Here is an 18,074-nt window from a genome sequence, read left to right on the forward strand (position 1 = left end):
GGATCGGACGAGGCCCCGGTCCGGGCCCCGCGTCAATAAGAAATCCACAGGACGCACCTAAACACGATCGGCCGCCGCCCGCTAGAGGGCGACGGCCGATCATGGTTTGACCTGCGAAAACGCTAACTACTTCGTGGAGGGGCCGACCTGGACCGTGATCGTCGAGCCATCCTTCGGCTGCTTGACGATCTTGATCCGAGTGTTGGTGTCAGTGACCTTCACACTTCCCGTGGGGTTCTCCTTGGACCAGTAGACGCCCTTGTGGTCGTCGAAGACCGGGACGCCCTTCTGGGACTTGATCTTCAGCGCGACGTCCGCGTTGTGGAGCGTGAACGCGTCGGTCGCGTACTTGCTGAAGGGCGCGTCGAACGGCTGGATCTTGTTGCGCAGAACCGTGCCGTCCTTCCACTTCAGCGGCGTGGCGTGGGCGTCGACCGGAAGGATCAGGCCCTGGCCGGGGTGCGCGCTGGTGTTGTTGTCCTTCTGCGAGGTGTCCCACTGCCAGACCATGAGGCCGGTCTGGTACGGGTAGTGCTCGACCCAGTCGGGACGCGCCTTGGAACCGAAGTTGTACGGGCCGACCTCAAGGGTCTTGTCGTACGACACGTACTGACGGTTCTCGGCGAGATAGTACTGGTCGTACTTCTTGGTGAAGGACTGGCCGATGCGCGAGAAGCCCTTCGCCGTCCAGCCGTTGTCGCCGCCCTCGGCGCCGTCCTCAAACAGCTTGGCGCCGTCCGCGGTGACCGCGAGCGTGTCGGCGGCGAAGCCCTTGCCACCCGCGCCGCCGTCCGTGGCGTAGCGGAAGCGGACGTCGACCTTCTTGCCCGCGTAGGCGTCGAGCGGGAAGAGCAGCTTCTTGTACGCGCCCGACGCACCGGTCAGCGCGGGCTTGTCACCGGCGTCGCGGGTGATCGGCTTGCCGTCCGCGGTGCCGTCCACCGGCGTCCAGTTGGCACCGTTGTCCGTCGAGACCTCGGTGTAGAGGTAGTCGTAGTTGGCCTCGATGTCCCACCAGCCCTGGAGCGAGAGCTCCGCCTTGGACTTGCCGGTGAGGTCGACGGAGCGCGTCAGGGTGTTCTTGAGGTTGTCGCCCTGGTCGCTCCACCACTGCTTGGAGCCCTCGGCGGGCTTCACGACGTCGGTGGTGACGGCCTTCTTCGGCAGGTCGACGACGAGCGCCTGGCGGTGGCGGGTGTTGTACTCCGAGACGCCCAGCTTGTGCTCGGACGTCGTCGCCGCCCTGGCCTTGGCGTAGTCGAGCCAGCCCAGCTGGAACTTGTCCCAGGCGGTCATGTCGCCCGGCAGGTCACCGATGGCGTTCTTGCCGGTGCCGAGCCAGGAACCCGCCGACATCAGCGACCAGAAGCCGACCGAGTTCTCGCCCTTGCCCGAGGTGTCGTACAGGTCGGGCAGACCGAGGTCGTGGCCGTACTCGTGGGCGAAGACGCCGAGGCCGCCGTTCTCCGGCTGCATCGTGTAGTCGCCGACCCAGATGCCCGTGTCGCCGATCTGGGTGCCGCCGGCCTTGTTGTCCGAGGGGCCCGTCTTGCCCGCGTCGTTGCCGTACGCGTACCAGCGGTGCGCCCACAGGGCGTTGGTGCCCTCGGCGCCGCCGCCGGCCGACTCGTCCTCGCCCGCGTGCACGAGCTGGAAGTGGTCGATGTAGCCGTCCGGCTCGTTGAAGTCGCCGTCGCCGTCGAAGTCGTAGCGGTCCCACAGGTCGTACTTGGCGAGGTCCGCCTTGACCTGCTCGTCCGTGCGGCCCTTGGCCTTCTGGTCCTTGGCCCAGGCGGTCACGCCGTCCTTGACCGCGTCCCAGACGTTCGGGCAGTTGGTGTCGCCGCAGTAGTTCGAGCCGTAGCGGCCCTCGTTGTAGTCGACCTTGACCCAGTCGGAGACCTCGCCATCGACCGAGTACCGGCCCGAAGAGGTCTTCTCGTAGTAGGTCTTCAGCGAGTGCTTCGCCTTGCCCTTGCTGTCCTTGCCCTTGCCGAAGTACAGGTCCTGGAAGTGCTTCTGGTTGTAGTCAGCCTGCCAGGCCGTGCTGTTGTCCTTCTTCGGGTCGGGCTTGGCTATCTTGTTGTGCAGCGGGCCGGGCTTGCCGCCGTACTTCTTGACCGGCGGCTGGGGGCCCTCGGGGCCGTCCGGGTCGTACATGGTCGTGTCGTCGACCTTGTTCCCGAACTCCACCAGGATCGTGAAGATCTTGTCGGTCTTCTCCCGGCCGAGCTCGACGTACTTCTTGTCGTCGAGCTTGACGACCTGGGAGCCGCCCTTCCGCTGGACCTTGGCGTCGCCCGCGACGACCTGCTGCAGGGCCGCCTTGCGCTGCTGCGCCTGCTGCTTGCTGAAGGGGCCGTCCAGGTCGTGGTCGACCTGCGCCTTGGCCCGCGACGGGTCCTGCCGGTCGATGGCCGGCGCCCCGCCCGAGGCACCGTCCTCGGCCGAAGCCGTCGCCGTCGCCGCCGCGAAGGTCGCGGTGGCCGCGGCCATCGCCACGGCCACCGCGGCGGCTCTGAACGTCCGTGTTCTGACTGTCACTTGATGCTGTCCTCCCCCGCGCCCGCGCGAGAATGTGGCGGACCGATATCCCGGTCGGAGGAGGTCCGCGCGCGATGTACGCGTCACAAGTGACGACATTCGACCGGAAGCACGGAAGAAAAGACAGACCTTGACTTGCACAGGCCAAGTGCACTATGCAGACGCCGGGCACCGTTATCCGGACACGGAGCACTCCCCCACGGGGCACGGCAACGGGCGCGCCGCGACGTCCACTTGGTGGACGCCATGAACCCGTGCGCCCCCTGTGCTGCCGCACCGTGGGTTAGGTCACGCTTACTACCCGTTCCCGTCGGGCATGCAGCGGAATAGAGTCAATCGACGGTGCGCTACAGCGCGAGGCGGCACATCCCAAGTCGCCGCCGTCGAGCACCCTTTGATTCGCATACTGCCGTTCCCCCATCCGCATCCGCCCCCATGGTCCACGAGACGTGGGGGGATCACTGCCGAGGACGGATCACGTCATGCCTCGTCCCATGCCACGTCCGACCACCGCACAGATCACCTACGGTTCGGTGACCGTCATCTTCTCGACCCTCGCGATGCTGCTGCTCTCCCGGACCGGTTCGGGAGTCGGTATCGCGGTGATAGCTCTGGCCGCGCTCGGCCTCGGCTTACTGGTCGCCGTGACGGTGCCGTCGCCCAAACAGCCCGCGGCGCCCGCCGCACGCGTCCTGCCGGTGGCCACCACCACCGACGAGCGCGTCCCGGGCCGCCGCGCCGTGCTCGCCGACTCCGTACGCGAACCGGCGGGCCCGTGACCCGAAGCCACGAACCCGCCGGATGAGTGTGTCGCCGCCGCGACCCGGCACATGACCCGGTCGCTCCGGACGCGCTCCGGACGCGCTCCGGACGCGCTCTATACGCTGACCACCACCGTTTTGGCGGCCTTGTCGTGCAGGCCCTGTTTGTAGGGCTTGTCGAAGAAGCTCCAGCCGCCGCAGATCGCTGTCCAGACGCAGGCGCAGCAGAAGGCGAACGGCAGCCAGAGCACGGCCGCGCGGGCGAGCGCGGTCTGCATGCTCGGCGTGGCCCCGTCGTTGAGGTTCGCGACCCGCATCCCCAGCCACTTCTTGCCGAGCGTCTGCCCGGTCCTGGAAATCATGAAGGTGTCGTACGCGATGTAGAGCACGGCGGCCAGCAGGGACTGGCCGAACGACTTGCCCGTGTTCACGTCGTCCGGGTCGAAGTCGTACTCCGAGGTGCCGAAGGCCCACGTCAGCAGGGCGACGACGATGCCCACCAGAATCATGTCGACGATGCGGGCGAGCACCCGCTTGCCGCTGTCGGCGAGGGGAGGCATTCCGGCGAGGGGATCCTGCCCGCCGTGGCCACCGGGCCCACCCCCGTACGGGTCACCCCCGTAGGGCGGGGGCGGGGTGCCGTACGGGGAGCCGCCGCCCGGGGGCGGAGTGTCGTAGGGCGAGCCGCCGCCCGGAGGAGGGCCGCCACCCGGGGGCGGGGTGCCGTACGGGGAGCCGCCGCTCTCCGGGGGCTGGTGCGGCGGCTGCTTCTTGAACGGGTCGTCGTCCGGGGGCGGGTACTGCGGCGGTTCGGTGCTCATGGCCCGAGTCGACCGCGACGGCCCCCGCTCCGCATCCGGCGAGCGGCTGACCGGGTTAGGGCCCTTCTCTGTACCCCGTCAGGGCCCGTCTCTGTACCCCGTCACCCCGCGACGAAGGTGTTCGCCGCCTTGTCGTGCCAGCACTGCCGCCACGGCCGGTCGAAGACGCACCACACCACGCCCACCACCCCGATCACGAGCACGCCCGGCACGCTGTACACCAGCCAGCGCCGCAGCGCCGCCCCGAAGGACGGCGCCTCGTGCTCCTCGATGTCCCGCACCTCGATGCCGCACACCCTCTTGCCGAGGGTGCGGCCCCATTTGGCGGTGGGCAGCGCCTCGTAGACGACGCCGAAGAGCAGCAGGACGGCGAGGACGATGCCGAGGTAGCCCGCGGTGGTGCCGTCGAGCAGCCAGACCGTGGTCTTCTCCCCGGAGAGCTTCGCCGCGTCGATCTTGCTGTCGATGTGGTCGGCGGCCTTGGTGCCGAGCGGCAGCGCGACGGCGCCGGTGACGGCGGCGAGGACGACCGTGTCGATCAGCCGTGCCGCCAGGCGTCTGCCGAGTCCGGCCGGGCGGGCGGCGGCCTGGGTACGGGCGAGCGCGGCGAACGGGTCCTCCGTCACCGGCTTCCACGGCAGGACGGGCTGCCCCTCGCCCTGCTGCGGGGCGGCCGGACCCGCCGGGGGCTGCGCCAGCTGGTGCACCTGCTGGGCCCAGGAGGGCGAGCCGCCACCGGGTCCTGAGGTGACGGGGGCGGGCGCGGGGGCGGGGGCGCCGCTCTGCTGCGGCACGGCGTTCTGCTGGGGTTGCTGCGGGGGCTGAGGTTGCGGCTGGGCCTGCGGCGGCGTGGTCCCCTGCTGCGGTACGGGCGGCTGCTGCTGCGGCGTGGACGGCTGCGCCGACTTGGGGCGGATCGCGCGGATCGACATCGTGCCGTCGGTGCCCGCCGACGCCGCAGGCAGGACCGGTCCCGTCGGCCGGCGGAACGTCACTGTGCCTTCGGCGGCCGGCGGCTTCGCGGAGCCCGGCTTCGCCGAACCCGGCTTCGTGGCGCGGATCGTGACCGTGCCGGGGTCGCTCTCGTCGTGCGGCGGCCCAGCCGGTCCTGACGACGGACCGGCGGAGCCCGGAGACTTCGCCGTCTTCGCCGACGCGGAGCCGGTGGAAGCGTCCGCCCGGGGCGCCGCGTCGCTCGGCACGCGCGGGTCGGGCTGCGCCGGGTCGCCCCAGGCCACCCTGCGCTCCTGCTCACCGCCGAGACCGGCCTGCCGGCCCGCGTCGGCGGCCCAGGCGGAGGCGGGCTCGGGCCTGGCACCGTGCCGGCCCGCCTCGTCGGCCCGGCCGTCCTGCGGCTCCTCGTCGAAGAAGTGGGGGCCCGTCTCCTCCACCGCGGGCGGCACGGCGGCACCCGCGCCGACGCCGGAACTCCCGCCGGAACCCGCGCCGGGCGGCGCCGGGAGCGGTTCGCCGTCGGACGGCGCGGGACGGCTCGTACCGGGAACCCAGGCGGCACCGTTCCAGTACCGGACATATCCGGGAATGGACGGGTCGGGGTAGTAGCCTTCGCGCGGCCGGTCGTCGCCTGGGGCCGGAGTTGGGGCGCTCATGTCCGTCGTCCCGTATCTGCTCGGGGGTCTTCTGGGGGGTCCACATCTATCAGACCTCCGTGTCCCGTCGGGCGGCTCCCGCCCTTCGGACCACTTTCCGGGCACGGTCCCCACACATTCCCCGCGTACGAACACACCCCTTCGAGGGCGCCGCACAGCCGCCGTCCGAAGAACTTTCCCGAACCCGCGTAATGCTCCGGCGATCCCGCGCTCTCCACTCGTACGGGTCCGTTCCCAGGGCCCCTACAGGGAAAGGCAGGGCATCGACATGCACTCCGTGGTGGAACGCGAACTGGAGCTCAACCTCGTCCTCTCGCCGGAGCGGGCCGTGCCCGTCCCGGCCCGTCTCACCTACCGCACCGACGACCCCTACGCCGTCCACATCGCCTTCCACATCGGTTCCGAGCACCCGGTGAACTGGACCTTCGCCCGCGAACTCCTGGTGGAGGGGGTGTTCAGGCCGTGCGGCCACGGCGACGTGCGGGTCTGGCCGACGAAGGTGGACGGGCGCGGCGTCGTCCTGATGGCTCTCAGCTCGCCGGACGGCGACGCGCTCCTCGAAGCCCCGGCCGCCGCCGTGTCCGCGTGGCTCGAGCGGACGCTGCGGGTGGTCCCGCCGGGTTCCGAGGCCGAGCAGCTCGGCCTCGACGACGGCCTCGCCGAGTTGCTGGCACCCGCCTCGGGCCGCGGCCACGCGGACGACCTGTGGCTGCGCGACCCGTGGCCCTCGGACGAGTCCAAGGACGGTGAGTGAGCTCCGCCGCCACGGGGGCGTACGCGGAACGTGACCGGACCGGCTTGCCCGGGCCGTCTCAGAGCCTGTGCCAGAGCCTGTCTTCAGAACAACTTGCCCGGGTTGAGGAGTCCGTGCGGGTCGAAGGCGGCCTTGATGGCCTGCTGCATCTCGACCCCCACGGGACCGATCTCGCGCGCCAGCCACTCCTTCTTCAGGACCCCGACGCCGTGCTCGCCGGTGATCGTGCCGCCGAGCTCCAGACCGAGGGCCATGATCTCGTCGAAGGACTCGCGGGCGCGCCTGCTCTCGTCGGGGTCCGCCGCGTCGAAGCAGACGGTGGGGTGGGTGTTGCCGTCGCCCGCGTGCGCGCAGACCCCGATGGTCAGGCCGTACTTCTCGCCGATGCGCTCGACGCCGCCGAGCATGTCGGCGAGGCGCGAGCGCGGCACGCACACGTCGTCGATCATCGTGCTGCCCTTGACGGCTTCGAGCGCGGTGAGGGACAACCGGCGCGCCTGGAGCAGGAGTTCGGACTCGGCGGCGTCCTCGGCCGGGACGACCTGGGTGGCGCCCGCGGCCTCGCAGAGCGCGCCGACGGCGGCGAGGTCGGCGACGGGGTCCGCGGTGTCGAAGGCGGCGAGCAGCAGTGCCTCGGTGGTCTCGGGCAGGCCCATGTGGGCCAGGTCGTTGACGGCCTTCACCGTCGTACGGTCCATGAGTTCGAGGAGCGAGGGGACGTGTCCACCCTCCATGACGGCGCAGACGGCGTCGCACGCGGCCTGCACCGAGCCGAACTCGGCGGCCAGGACGAGCTGCCGGGGTGGCTCCGGCTTGAGCGCGAGGACGGCGCGGACGACGATGCCGAGGCTGCCCTCGGAGCCGACGAAGAGCCGGGTCAGGTCGTACCCCGCGACGCCCTTGGCGGTGCGGCGTCCGGTGCTCATGAGCCGTCCGTCGGCGAGGACGACGTCGAGGCCGAGTACGTACTCCGCGGTCACGCCGTACTTCACGCAGCACAGGCCGCCCGCGGCGGTCCCGATGTTCCCGCCGATGGTGCACATCTCCCAACTGGAGGGATCCGGCGGGTAGTACAGGCCGTGCTCGCCGACCGCGCGGGAGAGCGTGGCGTTGACGACGCCCGGCTCGACGACCGCGATGCGGTCGACGGGGCTGATCTCCAGGATGCGGTCCATCTTGACGAGGGAGAGCACGATGCACCCCTCGCTCGCGTTCGCGGCGCCGGACAGGCCGGTGCGGGCGCCCTGCGGCACCACGGGGACGCGCAGCTCGGTGGCCGTGCGCATGACGTGCTGGACCTGCTCGACGGTGCGCGGCAGGGCCACCACGGCCGGGGCGCCCGCGGCGCAGAAGCTCGCCATGTCGTGCGCGTACGAGGACGTGACGTCCGGGTCCGTGAGGAGCGCCTCGGCGGGGAGGCCCTCCTGAAGGAGGTCGATCAGCGTGCGGCTCATGATCACAGCCTCGCACTCGGGGCCATCGGTGTGAACCCGTGTGCGATGCCGTTCCGCATGCCGGGATGTGCTCTTCGTATTGACGCACAGTGAACGCCATGAAGCCTTCGGTGAAGCGTGTTCTGATCGCCTCCGTCGCGGGGAGCGCGGTGCTCGGCGGTGTGCTCGTGCTGCTGCCCCCGGACACCGAGGAGGCGGCGCCGCCCGCGCTGGGGCCCGCCGGACGGGCGATGGCGGCCGTGGGGGCGGGCGTGCCCGCCGCGCTGCCCGATCTGGCGGCGCTCATCGGCGAGCGCGAGGCCCATCTGCGGGCCCATCCCGGTGACGACCACTCCTGGGCGGTGCTCGGCTCGGCGTTGGTGGCGCGGGGGGTGCGGACCTCCGACGTGACGGATTTCCCAAGGGCCGAGAACGCACTGAACACGTCGCTGCGGACGCGGCCCGCGGGGAATCCGGAGGCCCTGACGGGGCTCGCCGCGCTCGCCGACGCCCGGCACGACTACCGCGCCGCCAGGAAGTGGGGCGAGCTCGCGGCCGGGCAGGCACCGAAGCGGTGGACGTCCTACCCGGCGCTGATCGAGGCGTACAGCGGCCTCGGCGACGCGAAGGCCGTCGACAAGGCCCTGGAGAGCATGCGGGAGCTGAATTCGGGCGCCACCGCCAGGGCCATCGCCGGGCAGGTCTACCGCGACCGCGGCTGGCGCGAGAACGCCGACGCCGCACTGTCCGACGCGGCGGCGCTCGCCGAGACTCCGGCGGAGCGGGCGGCCTGCCTGCACCGGGTCGGGGAGCTCGCCTGGGAGCGGGGCGAGCCCGCGCAGGCGCTGCGCCGCTACGACGCGGCGCTCGCCGCCGACCCCGGGCACCATCCGGCGCTGGCGGGCCGGGCCCGCGCCCTGGCCTCGCTCGGCCGCAACGCGGAGGCGCTGCAGGCCTACCGTTCGGCATTCGCCAGGCAGCCACTTCCCGAGTACGCGCTCGAACTGGGCGAGCTGTACGAGGCGTTGAAGCTGAAACCGGCGGCGAAGGCGCAGTACGACACGGTGCGGGCGCGCGTGAAGCAGGAGAGCGCGGCCGGCGTGAACGACGAACGGCCCCTCGGCCTCCTCGACGCGGACCACGGTGACGCGGACGCGGCGGTGCGGCGGCTCACCGCGGAGTACAAGCGGCACCGCAGTCCGCAGGTGGCGGACGCGCTGGGCTGGGCGCTGCACAGGGCAGGGGAGAGCGCGGCGGGCCTGAAGCTGGTCACGAAGGCGATGGACAAGGGGCCGCGCAGCGCCCTGTTCGCCTTCCACCGGGGGCAGATCGAGCGGGACCTTGAGTACGAGGGCGCCGCGCGCCGCCACCTCGGGGAAGCGCTGCGCATCAACCCCTACTTCTCGCCGCTGCGGGTGCCCGTGGCGAAGAAGGCGCTGGCCGCGCTGGGTGAGCCGGAGGAGGGCGGGCCCGAGCAGGTCTACGCCCCGCCCGGCGAGAAGCCCGCCCCCATGCCGAAGCCGCGACCGCCGAAACGCCGGGCCCCTTGAGGCCTGCCTCAGAGCGCGGCGGTGCCGATCAGAGCGTTGCGGGTCACCCGCGCCGCCAGCTCCTCCTCGGTCAGGGAGGCCGTGGACGAGGGGCGGCGCGGCAGGACCAGGTAGCGGGTCTCGGCGCTGGAGTCCCAGACGGTGATGCGGGTGGTGGACGGCAGCCGGAGGCCGAACTCGGCGAGCACGGCGCGGGGTTCGCGCACCACGCGTGAGCGGTAGGCCTCGCTCTTGTACCAGCTGGGTGAGGGTCCGAGCAGCCGGACGGGGTAGCAGGAGCAGAGGGTGCAGACGACGACGTTGTGGGTGTCCTCGGTGTTCTCGACGACGCGCAGCCGCTGCGGCTGGACTCCCCCTGCGGAGAGGCCGAGTTCGGTGACGGCGGCCGTGCCGTCGGCGAGCAGCCGCTCCCTGTACGCCGGGTCGGTCCAGGCGCGCGCGACGACGCGGGCCCCGTTCAGCGGGGTCGCGCCGCTGAGGAACGCGTCGAGCATCTCGTCGAGCACGGCGCCGACGACGATGCCGCGCTCCTCCAACAGGGTTTCGAGGCGCCGTACTTGGCGCGAGATCCGCGCGTCCGTGTGCGTACCGCTCATGGGGTGTCGTCCTCCGGCTCCAGATAGCTTTCCCACAGGTCGAGCACGACGTGGTGATCGCCCTCGCCCCACAGGTCCCGGGCGGTGAAGCGCACGGCGTAGACCTGCTCGACGGGGGCGTCGTCCCGGCCCTGCGCGCGGATGTCGGCCAGCGCGTGCGCGCCCTCGGGTTCGACGACCACGCCTCGCTTGCCGCGGGCGTAGCGCGGCAGGCGGGTGTGGTGGGGCGGGTCGTGGGCCAGGGTGCGGACACGGGCGCCGGGCCCGAAGCGGTCACTCATCGAGCGCGCCGGGTTCGAGCACGCCCTTGCGTTCCAGGAGCGTACGGATGGCGTGGAACCAGCGCTCGTAGTACGAGGCCGCCAGGTACGCGGCGGGCTCCATCGTCTCGACGGCGTCTCTGAACTCGTCCAGGTTGTAGACGCCTTCGCGCACGAGTGCGCTGTTCAGCGCGAAGACGCGGGCTTCCCAGTCGGCGTGGAAGGGCTCGGTGTCGTCACGGGTGTCGAGCGCCCCGAACCCCTGCATCCCGCCGACGTCATTGATCCTGGCCATGACGGCACACTAGCCCGCCGCCGACGCGAAATCGCCGGACAGGCAGAGCCTGTCCGGCGATGGGTCACGGGGATTCCAAGCCCGTCCGGCGTTCGAGGACGAGCAGGGCGCAGCCTGCGATGTCCTCCGCTTAAAGATTCCCTCGCTTCTCCTGCTCCCGCTCGATCGCCTCGAACAGCGCCTTGAAGTTCCCCTTGCCGAAGCCCATCGACCCGTGCCGCTCGATCATCTCGAAGAAGACCGTCGGCCGGTCCTGCACCGGCTTGGTGAAGATCTGCAGCAGGTAGCCGTCCTCGTCGCGGTCGACGAGGATCTTCAGCTCGCGCAGGATGTCGACGGGCACGCGGGTCTCACCGGCCCACTCGCCGAGGGTGTCGTAGTACGAGTCGGGCGTGTCGAGGAACTGGACGCCGGCCGCGCGCATCGTGCGTACCGTCGCGACGATGTCGTTCGTGGCGAGCGCGATGTGCTGGACACCCGCGCCGCCGTAGAACTCCAGGTACTCGTCGATCTGCGACTTCTTCTTGGCAATGGCGGGCTCATTGATCGGGAACTTGACCTTGAGCGTGCCGTCCGCGACCACCTTCGACATCAGCGCGCTGTACTCCGTCGCGATGTCGTCGCCCACGAACTCCTTCATGTTCGTGAAGCCCATGACCTTGTTGTAGAAGCCGACCCACTCGTTCATCTTGCCGAGCTCGACGTTGCCGACGCAGTGGTCGATCGCCTGGAAGGTGCGCTTGGCCGGCGGCTCGACGATCGGGTTCGCGGCCACGAAACCGGGCAGGTACGGGCCGTCGTACCCGGAGCGCTCCACCAGGGTGTGGCGGGTCTTGCCGTACGTGGCGATGGCCGCGAGCACGACCGTGCCGTTCTCGTCCTTGACCTCGTACGGCTCCGTGATCCCGCGCGCACCGTTCTCGACGGCGTAGGCGTACGCGGCGCGCGCGTCCGGGACCTCGATGGCGAGGTCGACGACGCCGTCACCGTGCTCGGCCACGTGGGAGGTGAGGAAGTGCCCCCAGTCGGTGGAGGCCTTGATGACGGAGGTGAAGACGAAGCGCGCACCGCCGTTCGTGAGCACGTAACTCGCGGTCTCGCGGCTGCCGTTCTCCGGTCCGGAGTAGGCGACCAGCTTCATGCCGAACGCCGTGGAGTAGTAGTGCGCGGCCTGCTTGGCGTTGCCCACGGCGAAGACGACCGCGTCCATTCCCTTGACCGGGAAGGGGTCGGCCTCGCGCGCGGTGTCCGGGGTGGTGTGGGTGGTGGTCTCAGTCATGACCCGAGGCTCCCCCCGATTGACAAGGTGCGCAATAGTTCGCGTTTTCAGTGGTCAATCCGACCAGTCCCTGGCCAGGATGGGCGGGCTATCTGTACATCATGACCATCACGGAGGCGGCATGGCGATCGATCATCTGGACGGCAGGCTCATCGTGCTCCTGGCGCGTGAGCCGCGTATCGGGGTTCTTGAGGCGTCCCGCAGGCTCGGGGTGGCGCGCGGCACGGTGCAGGCGCGGATGGACCGGCTTCAGTCCAATGGAGTCATCCGCGGCTTCGGCCCCGAGGTCGATCCGGCGGCGCTCGGCTACCCCGTCACGGCCTTCGCGACCCTGGAGATCAAACAGGGCCAGGGCGCGGACGTACGGGCCCATTTGGCGACCGTGGCCGAGGTGCTGGAACTGCATACGATTACCGGCCACGGCGATATGCTCTGCCGCCTCGTGGCCCGCTCGAACGCGGATCTCCAACGTGTGATCGACCGGGTCGTGGGCTTTGATGGCATCGTCCGGGCTTCCACGGCGATCGTCATGGAAAATCCCGTTCCGCTGCGGATCATCCCGCTGGTGGAGCAGGCGTCCAAAGATTCCTGAGTCACCGAATTTCGTGAGTACCTTCCGGAAAAGGCGAGGTGAGCACTTCAGTGAATTTCTGGGACTACCTCGGCAACCGCCACCAGCAACTCCTGACGGACGCGTATCAGCACGCCAGCGCCGTCTTCCAGTGCATGGTCGTCGCCACCGTCATCGGTGTACTGATCGGCGTTCTCACCTACCGCAGCGAGTGGGCGGGCAATCTCGCCACGACCGTCACCTCCACCATCCTCACCATCCCGTCCCTGGCCATGATCGGCCTGCTGATCCCGGTCGTGGGCCTCGGCGTCGCACCGACCGTCGTCGCGCTGACCCTGTACGGGCTGCTCCCGATCGTGCGCAACGCCATCGTCGGCCTGCGCGGCGTCGACCCGTCGCTGGTCGACGCGGCGAAGGGCATCGGGATGTCCCGCATCGCCCGGCTCTTCAGGGTGGAGCTGCCGATCGCCTGGCCGCCCATCCTGACCGGCATCCGGGTCTCCACGCAGATGCTGATGGGCATCGCGGCCATCGCCGCGTACGCGTCGGGTCCCGGGCTCGGCAACGAGATCTTCCGCGGCATCGGCTCGCTCGGCTCCAAGAACGCGCTCAACCAGGTGCTCGCGGGCACGCTCGGGATCATCATCCTGGCGCTGCTCTTCGACGCCGCGTACGTCCTGATCGGCCGGCTGACCATTTCGAGGGGGATCCGTGTCTGAGACGACCACCAGAGAGGCGCCCGCGTCCGCCGCCACCTCCGGCGCCACGATCGAGCTGGAGAACCTCACCAAGCGCTACGCGGGCAGCGGTGAGGCCGCCGTGGACAGCGTCAACATGGAGATCAAGGCCGGCGAGATCGTGATCCTCGTGGGCCCCTCCGGCTGCGGCAAGTCGACCACCCTGAAGATGATCAACCGGCTCATCGAGCCGACCGGCGGCCGCATCCGCATCGGCGGCGAGGACGTCACCGACATGGACCCGGTGAAGCTGCGCCGCAAGATCGGGTACGCGATCCAGTCGTCCGGCCTCTTCCCGCACATGACCGTCGCCCAGAACATCGCGCTCGTCCCGAGGATGACCGGCTGGGGCAAGTCGAGGATCACCTCACGGGTCGAGGAGATGCTGGACCTGGTCGGGCTCGATCCGGGCGAGTTCCGCCACCGCTACCCCCGTCAGCTCTCCGGTGGCCAGCAGCAACGCGTCGGCGTGGCAAGGGCGTTGGCGGCCGACCCGCCCGTACTGCTCATGGACGAGCCCTTCGGCGCCGTCGACCCGATCACCCGCGACCACCTCCAGGACGAGCTGATCCGGCTCCAGCACGAGCTGCACAAGACCATCGTCTTCGTCACGCACGACTTCGACGAGGCCATCAAGCTGGGCGACCGCATCGCCGTGCTGCGGGAACGCTCGCACATCGCGCAGTTCGACACCCCGGAGGCCATCCTCACCAACCCGGCCGACGACTTCGTCTCCGGTTTCGTCGGCGCGGGCGCGGCCCTCAAGCGCCTCAACCTCACCCGCGTACGCGACGTGGAGATCGCCGACATCCCCACGGTGACCGTCGACGACCCCCTCCAGGACATCTTCGACAAGCTCCGCGCCGGCGCCACCAACGAACTGCTCCTGCTCGACAAGCGCCGCCGCCCCTACAAGTGGCTGCGCCGCGGCGACCTGACGCGCGCCAAGGGCTCACTGGCCCGCGCGGGCACCCTCGTCCACGACACCGTGACCCGCGACGCCACCCTGCGCGACGCCCTCGAAGCGGTCCTCACCGACAACGCGGGCCGGGTCGCGGTGACCGGGCGGCGCGGCGAGTACACGGGCGTCGTCGACATGGAGACGCTGATGAACTCCGTCCACGAGATGCTCGAGGCGGACCGGCTCGAAGCCATCGAGCACCAGCAGCAACTCCTGGAGCAGCGGGCCGGGCTGACCCACCAGGAGCAGGAGGGCTACGGCGGGGAGGCGAAGGCGTGAGCGGCATCTCCGGGGGCTCACCGCGGATCCCGGACCGCAGGCCGTCCCCGCGTGAGGCGTCCCGCCCCGAGGGCGAGCACGAGGTCAAGGGCCTCGCCTTCCGTGACGAGGGCGAGGCCGAGCAGGAGGCCCCGCCGTCGCCCCTGCCGGTCCGGCGGCAGCCGCGCAAGGTCGTCTGGCAGAAGCTGGTCTTCCTGCCCGCCGTCCTCGCGGTGGTCCTGCTGATCACCTGGTGGTGGTTCCGGCAGGCCGACCTCGACTCGATCTCCGAGAACGCGCTGGCCGACGGCAACGTATGGCTCCGCCTGCGCCAGCACGTCCAACTGACAGCGATCTCCACCTTCTTCGTCCTCATCATCGCCATCCCGCTCGGCATCCTGCTGACCCGCAAGAAGCTGCGCAAAGGTGCCCCGGTCGCGATGGCCCTGGCCAACATCGGTCAGGCGACCCCCGCGATCGGTCTCCTCGCGCTCCTGGTGATCTGGCTCGGCATCGGCGAGAAGGCCGCCCTGATCGGCATCATCATCTACGCCGTCCTGCCGGTCCTCTCCAACACGATCGCGGGCCTGAAGGCGAACGACCCGACGCTCCTGGAGGCGGCGCGCGGCATCGGCATGTCGCCGCTCGGCGTCCTAGCCAAGGTCGAACTCCCGCTGGCCGTCCCGCTGATCCTCGCGGGCGTGCGCACGGCGCTCGTCCTCAACGTCGGCACGGCGACGCTCGCCACGTTCGGCGGCGGCGGGGGCCTCGGTGACCTCATCACGACGGGCATGACCAACCAGCGGATGCCGGTCCTGATGCTCGGCTCGATCCTGACGATCACGCTCGCGCTCCTGGTCGACTGGCTGGCCTCGCTGGCCGAACTGCTGCTGCGTCCGAGGGGCCTGGAGGTGGACACATGAGGAACCTCAGGGTCACCGCGCGTACGACCGTCATCGCCGTCCTGGGCGGCGCGCTGGTCGCCGGGTGCGGGCTCACCAGCGGCAGTCCGATGGTGGACGACGTCAAGCCCGGCTCCATCGGCAAGGGCCTGCCCCTGAAGGGCGCCGACCTCACCGTCACGTCCAAGGAGTTCACCGAGCAGCTGGTCCTCGGCGCGATCATGGGCATCGCGTTCCAGGCGGCCGGCGCGGATGTGCTCGACCGCACGGGCATCCAGGGCTCGATCGGCGCGCGCGAGGCGGTCAAGGGCGGCGACGCGGACGCCATGTACGAGTACACGGGCACCGCCTGGATCACGTACCAGGGCAACACCAAGCCGATCACGGACCCGCGGAAGCAGTGGCAGGCGGTGCGCGACGCCGACCTGAAGAACGGTGTCACCTGGCTGACCCCGGCCGCGCTCAACAATACGTACGCGCTGGCGATGAACGAGAGGAACGCGGCGAAGTACCGGACGAAGACGCTCTCGGACGTGGCGGCCCTGTCCAAGTCCGACCCGAAGGCCGCCTCCCTCTGTGTGGAGAGCGAGTTCTCCTCGCGGAACGACGGCCTGCCCGGCATGCAGAAGGCGTACGGGATGAGGATCCCTTCCTCCAGCATCACCAAGATGGACACCGGGATCATCTACACGCAGGCGGCCAAGGGCTCCTGCACGTACGGCGAGGTCTTCACCACCGACGGCCGCATCAAGGCGATGAACCTGACGACGATGGAGGACGACAAGCACTTCTTCCCCAACTACAACGCGGCGCCGGAGATCAACAGCAAGTCCCTGAAGAAGCATCCGGAGATCGCGGAGGTCCTGGCCCCCATCACGAAGAGGCTCAACAACAAGGTGGCGCGGGACCTCAACTCCAAGGTTGATGTGGACGGTCAGGATCCGCATGAGGTGGCGAAGGACTGGTTGGTCGAGGAGGGGTTCGTCAAGGAGTAGACCGGCTTCAGTTACAAAGACTCCGTTGCAAAGAAACCGTTGCAACGGAGTCTTTGCATGTCTACGCTGAGTCCATGACGGAGCAGCCGAAGCCCCACAAAGTCCGTGAACTCGACGCGCGCACCCTGCGCGGGCTCGCGCACCCGCTGCGGATGCGGCTGCTCACGTCGCTGGGCGTCGAAGGACCGGCGACCGCCTCTCAACTCGCCGCGCGCCTGGGTGAGTCGAGCGGCGCGACCAGCTATCACCTGCGTCAGCTCGCGGAGTACGGGTTCGTGGAGGACGACCCCGATCGCGGCAAGGGGCGGGAGCGGTGGTGGCGCCCGGCCCAGCAGGGCATTCGCACCGACGCGGAGCTCATGCTCGACGAGAACCCCGAGGTCCGCGGCGCCCTCAGCACCATGCTGCACGAGTACGCGTCGCTGCGCGCCCAAGAGGTGTCCACCTGGATCGCGACGCGGCACGAGTGGCCACAGGAGTGGGGGGCGGCCTCGGACATCAGCGACTTCACCCTGGACCTGACCCCGGAACTCGCGTCCGAGCTGAGCCACAAGGTCCACGAACTCATGGAGGAGTACCGGATGTTGGCGCCGCCGAAGGGCACCCCGGACGCGGCCAGGGTTCGGGTCCACTCCCACCTGTTCCCGACCCGACCGGCCGACAACAGCGACGACGACGGCGACTGAGAGGAACGAAGCCATGCACTCCGACATCCACCTGATCCTGCACGACGCCCGCGCGCGGGAATTGCGGCGAGCGGCGCCCGGCAGAGGAACCCACCACCATCTCCGCACTCAACTCGGCTGGACCCTGGTGGAGTTGGGGCTCCGGCTCGTCAGCAGCTCGGGACCTTCCCGCCCTTCCCGAGGGCCCGCAGTGAGTCGACCGTTCCCTTCAGTGTCTTGATCGGCACCAGGCGCAGGCCCTTCGGCAGCTCCGACTGAGCGTCCGAGCACTCGTCCTCGGGGACCAGGAAGACCGTCGCACCGTCACGCCGCGCGGCCTGCGTCTTCAGGGCCACGCCGCCGACCGGGCCGACCTCGCCGTCCGCCGAGATCGTGCCGGTACCCGCGATCCTGCGGCCACCCGTGAGGTCACCGCCGCTGCCGTCGCCGTCCAGCTTGTCGATGATGCCGAGCGCGAGGAACAGTCCGGCGCTCGGGCCGCCGATCTTGCCGAGGTCGGCCTTGACCTTCACCTTGTCCGTGTCGCCGACGCCGTTCGCCTTCAGATACGCGAGCGCCGCCTGCGTGGCCTCGTCCTGCGACTCCTTCATGTCACCGAGATTGTGCTTCTCGACTTCCTTGACGTTGTCGCCGACGGGGTAGACGGAGTCCTTGGGCATCACCGCACGGTCCGTACGGAACCAGCCGTCGACGACGTCGCCCAGACGGATGTCCATCTGCGGCCCCGTCGCGACGATCGTCGTCATGCGCAGCTCGCCGCTCGTCCTGCGCGTAGGGACGCCGGAGACCGTGAGGACCGGCTTGCCCTCGTGCTCCCCGAGTACGTTCGCCGTACCACCGGGCTGCGCCACGGCGAACGGCAACGGCGCGAACGCCGCGACGGCGAGCAGGGCCGCGACGGGCAGGGCGCAGACGGCGAGGGCCTGGGGGCGCGTGAGGCGAGAGAACGAGAACACGGGATCAATCTAACGTGAGGGAGGATGATCAAGCCCGTCCGGCGTTTGAGGACGAGCTCGGCGCAGCCGGCGATCGACCGAGCCCCGTGGAACAGATCGTCCGTG

General features: G+C 70.0%; 18 protein-coding genes. 9 read left to right on the plus strand and 9 right to left on the minus strand.

Annotated elements, in window-relative coordinates:
* Positions 1-126 precede the first annotated feature (126 nt).
* Positions 127-2,496, minus strand: coding sequence for an immune inhibitor A domain-containing protein (locus AC07DI_RS13115; protein WP_478904468.1), 2,370 nt, complete (start codon positions 2,494-2,496; stop codon positions 127-129).
* A gap of 542 nt (positions 2,497-3,038) precedes the next feature.
* Between AC07DI_RS13115 and AC07DI_RS13120 the strand changes: the two genes are divergently transcribed.
* Complete coding sequence (locus AC07DI_RS13120) at positions 3,039-3,323, plus strand: hypothetical protein (protein WP_384262734.1); 285 nt, start codon at positions 3,039-3,041, stop codon at positions 3,321-3,323.
* Between the two features lie 98 nt (positions 3,324-3,421).
* Here AC07DI_RS13120 and AC07DI_RS13125 read toward each other — a convergent pair whose 3' ends face one another.
* A complete protein-coding gene (locus tag AC07DI_RS13125; RefSeq protein ID WP_384262736.1) occupies positions 3,422-4,126 on the minus strand; it encodes an RDD family protein in 705 nt (234 codons plus the stop codon).
* A 101-nt stretch (positions 4,127-4,227) separates the two neighbouring features.
* Positions 4,228-5,736 (minus strand): RDD family protein, encoded by a 1,509-nt coding sequence (locus AC07DI_RS13130; protein ID WP_384262739.1) that lies wholly within the window; start codon positions 5,734-5,736, stop codon positions 4,228-4,230.
* Between the two features lie 268 nt (positions 5,737-6,004).
* On the opposite strand from AC07DI_RS13130, the gene AC07DI_RS13135 reads away from it, so the two are divergent.
* On the plus strand, positions 6,005-6,490 hold the full coding sequence (locus tag AC07DI_RS13135) for an SsgA family sporulation/cell division regulator (RefSeq protein ID WP_384262741.1): 486 nt from the start codon (positions 6,005-6,007) through the stop codon (positions 6,488-6,490).
* Positions 6,491-6,573: 83 nt separating this feature from the next.
* Here the strand turns inward: AC07DI_RS13135 and AC07DI_RS13140 are convergent, their stop codons facing one another.
* Complete coding sequence (locus AC07DI_RS13140; protein ID WP_478904290.1) at positions 6,574-7,944, minus strand: FAD-binding oxidoreductase; 1,371 nt, start codon at positions 7,942-7,944, stop codon at positions 6,574-6,576.
* Positions 7,945-8,042: 98 nt separating this feature from the next.
* Here AC07DI_RS13140 and AC07DI_RS13145 point away from each other — a divergent pair, with 98 nt between their 5' ends.
* Complete coding sequence (locus AC07DI_RS13145; protein ID WP_478904292.1) at positions 8,043-9,473, plus strand: tetratricopeptide repeat protein; 1,431 nt, start codon at positions 8,043-8,045, stop codon at positions 9,471-9,473.
* Positions 9,474-9,481: 8 nt separating this feature from the next.
* Here AC07DI_RS13145 and nthA read toward each other — a convergent pair whose 3' ends face one another.
* From nthA to hppD, 4 genes are all read right to left on the minus strand, one after another.
* Positions 9,482-10,069 (minus strand): nitrile hydratase subunit alpha, encoded by a 588-nt coding sequence (nthA, locus tag AC07DI_RS13150; protein WP_384262747.1) that lies wholly within the window; start codon positions 10,067-10,069, stop codon positions 9,482-9,484.
* The gene (locus AC07DI_RS13155) at positions 10,066-10,350 is read right to left on the minus strand and encodes an SH3-like domain-containing protein (protein WP_384262750.1); all 285 of its coding nucleotides are present in this window, start codon (positions 10,348-10,350) and stop codon (positions 10,066-10,068) included. Before AC07DI_RS13155 ends, nthA begins: the two co-directional genes overlap by 4 nt.
* Entirely contained in the window at positions 10,343-10,624 is a 282-nt protein-coding gene (locus AC07DI_RS13160; RefSeq protein WP_384262752.1) for a hypothetical protein, read from the minus strand. The genes AC07DI_RS13155 and AC07DI_RS13160 overlap by 8 nt, the downstream gene beginning before the upstream one ends.
* Before the next feature lie 130 nt (positions 10,625-10,754).
* Entirely contained in the window at positions 10,755-11,903 is a 1,149-nt protein-coding gene (hppD, locus tag AC07DI_RS13165) for a 4-hydroxyphenylpyruvate dioxygenase (protein WP_384262755.1), read from the minus strand.
* 121 nt (positions 11,904-12,024) lie between these two features.
* Between hppD and AC07DI_RS13170 the strand changes: the two genes are divergently transcribed.
* The 6 genes from AC07DI_RS13170 (at position 12,025) to AC07DI_RS13195 (ending at position 17,013) form a co-directional block, all read left to right on the plus strand.
* Positions 12,025-12,495 carry an Lrp/AsnC family transcriptional regulator gene (locus AC07DI_RS13170; protein ID WP_384262757.1) on the plus strand — a complete coding sequence of 157 codons (471 nt, stop codon included), beginning with the start codon at positions 12,025-12,027 and terminating at the stop codon, positions 12,493-12,495.
* Positions 12,496-12,545: 50 nt separating this feature from the next.
* Positions 12,546-13,193 (plus strand): ABC transporter permease, encoded by a 648-nt coding sequence (locus tag AC07DI_RS13175; protein ID WP_384262792.1) that lies wholly within the window; start codon positions 12,546-12,548, stop codon positions 13,191-13,193.
* On the plus strand, positions 13,186-14,451 hold the full coding sequence (locus AC07DI_RS13180; protein WP_478904294.1) for a betaine/proline/choline family ABC transporter ATP-binding protein: 1,266 nt from the start codon (positions 13,186-13,188) through the stop codon (positions 14,449-14,451). The genes AC07DI_RS13175 and AC07DI_RS13180 overlap by 8 nt, the downstream gene beginning before the upstream one ends.
* A gap of 5 nt (positions 14,452-14,456) precedes the next feature.
* Complete coding sequence (locus AC07DI_RS13185; protein ID WP_478904470.1) at positions 14,457-15,353, plus strand: ABC transporter permease; 897 nt, start codon at positions 14,457-14,459, stop codon at positions 15,351-15,353.
* Positions 15,350-16,327 carry a glycine betaine ABC transporter substrate-binding protein gene (locus tag AC07DI_RS13190; protein ID WP_478904295.1) on the plus strand — a complete coding sequence of 326 codons (978 nt, stop codon included), beginning with the start codon at positions 15,350-15,352 and terminating at the stop codon, positions 16,325-16,327. The genes AC07DI_RS13185 and AC07DI_RS13190 overlap by 4 nt, the downstream gene beginning before the upstream one ends.
* Before the next feature lie 74 nt (positions 16,328-16,401).
* Entirely contained in the window at positions 16,402-17,013 is a 612-nt protein-coding gene (locus tag AC07DI_RS13195) for an ArsR/SmtB family transcription factor (RefSeq protein ID WP_478904296.1), read from the plus strand.
* Between the two features lie 149 nt (positions 17,014-17,162).
* Here the strand turns inward: AC07DI_RS13195 and AC07DI_RS13200 are convergent, their stop codons facing one another.
* A complete protein-coding gene (locus AC07DI_RS13200) occupies positions 17,163-17,969 on the minus strand; it encodes a S16 family serine protease (RefSeq protein WP_478904297.1) in 807 nt (268 codons plus the stop codon).
* Positions 17,970-18,074: the final 105 nt, after the last annotated feature.

The organism is Streptomyces sp. NPDC044106, from assembly GCF_056433985.1.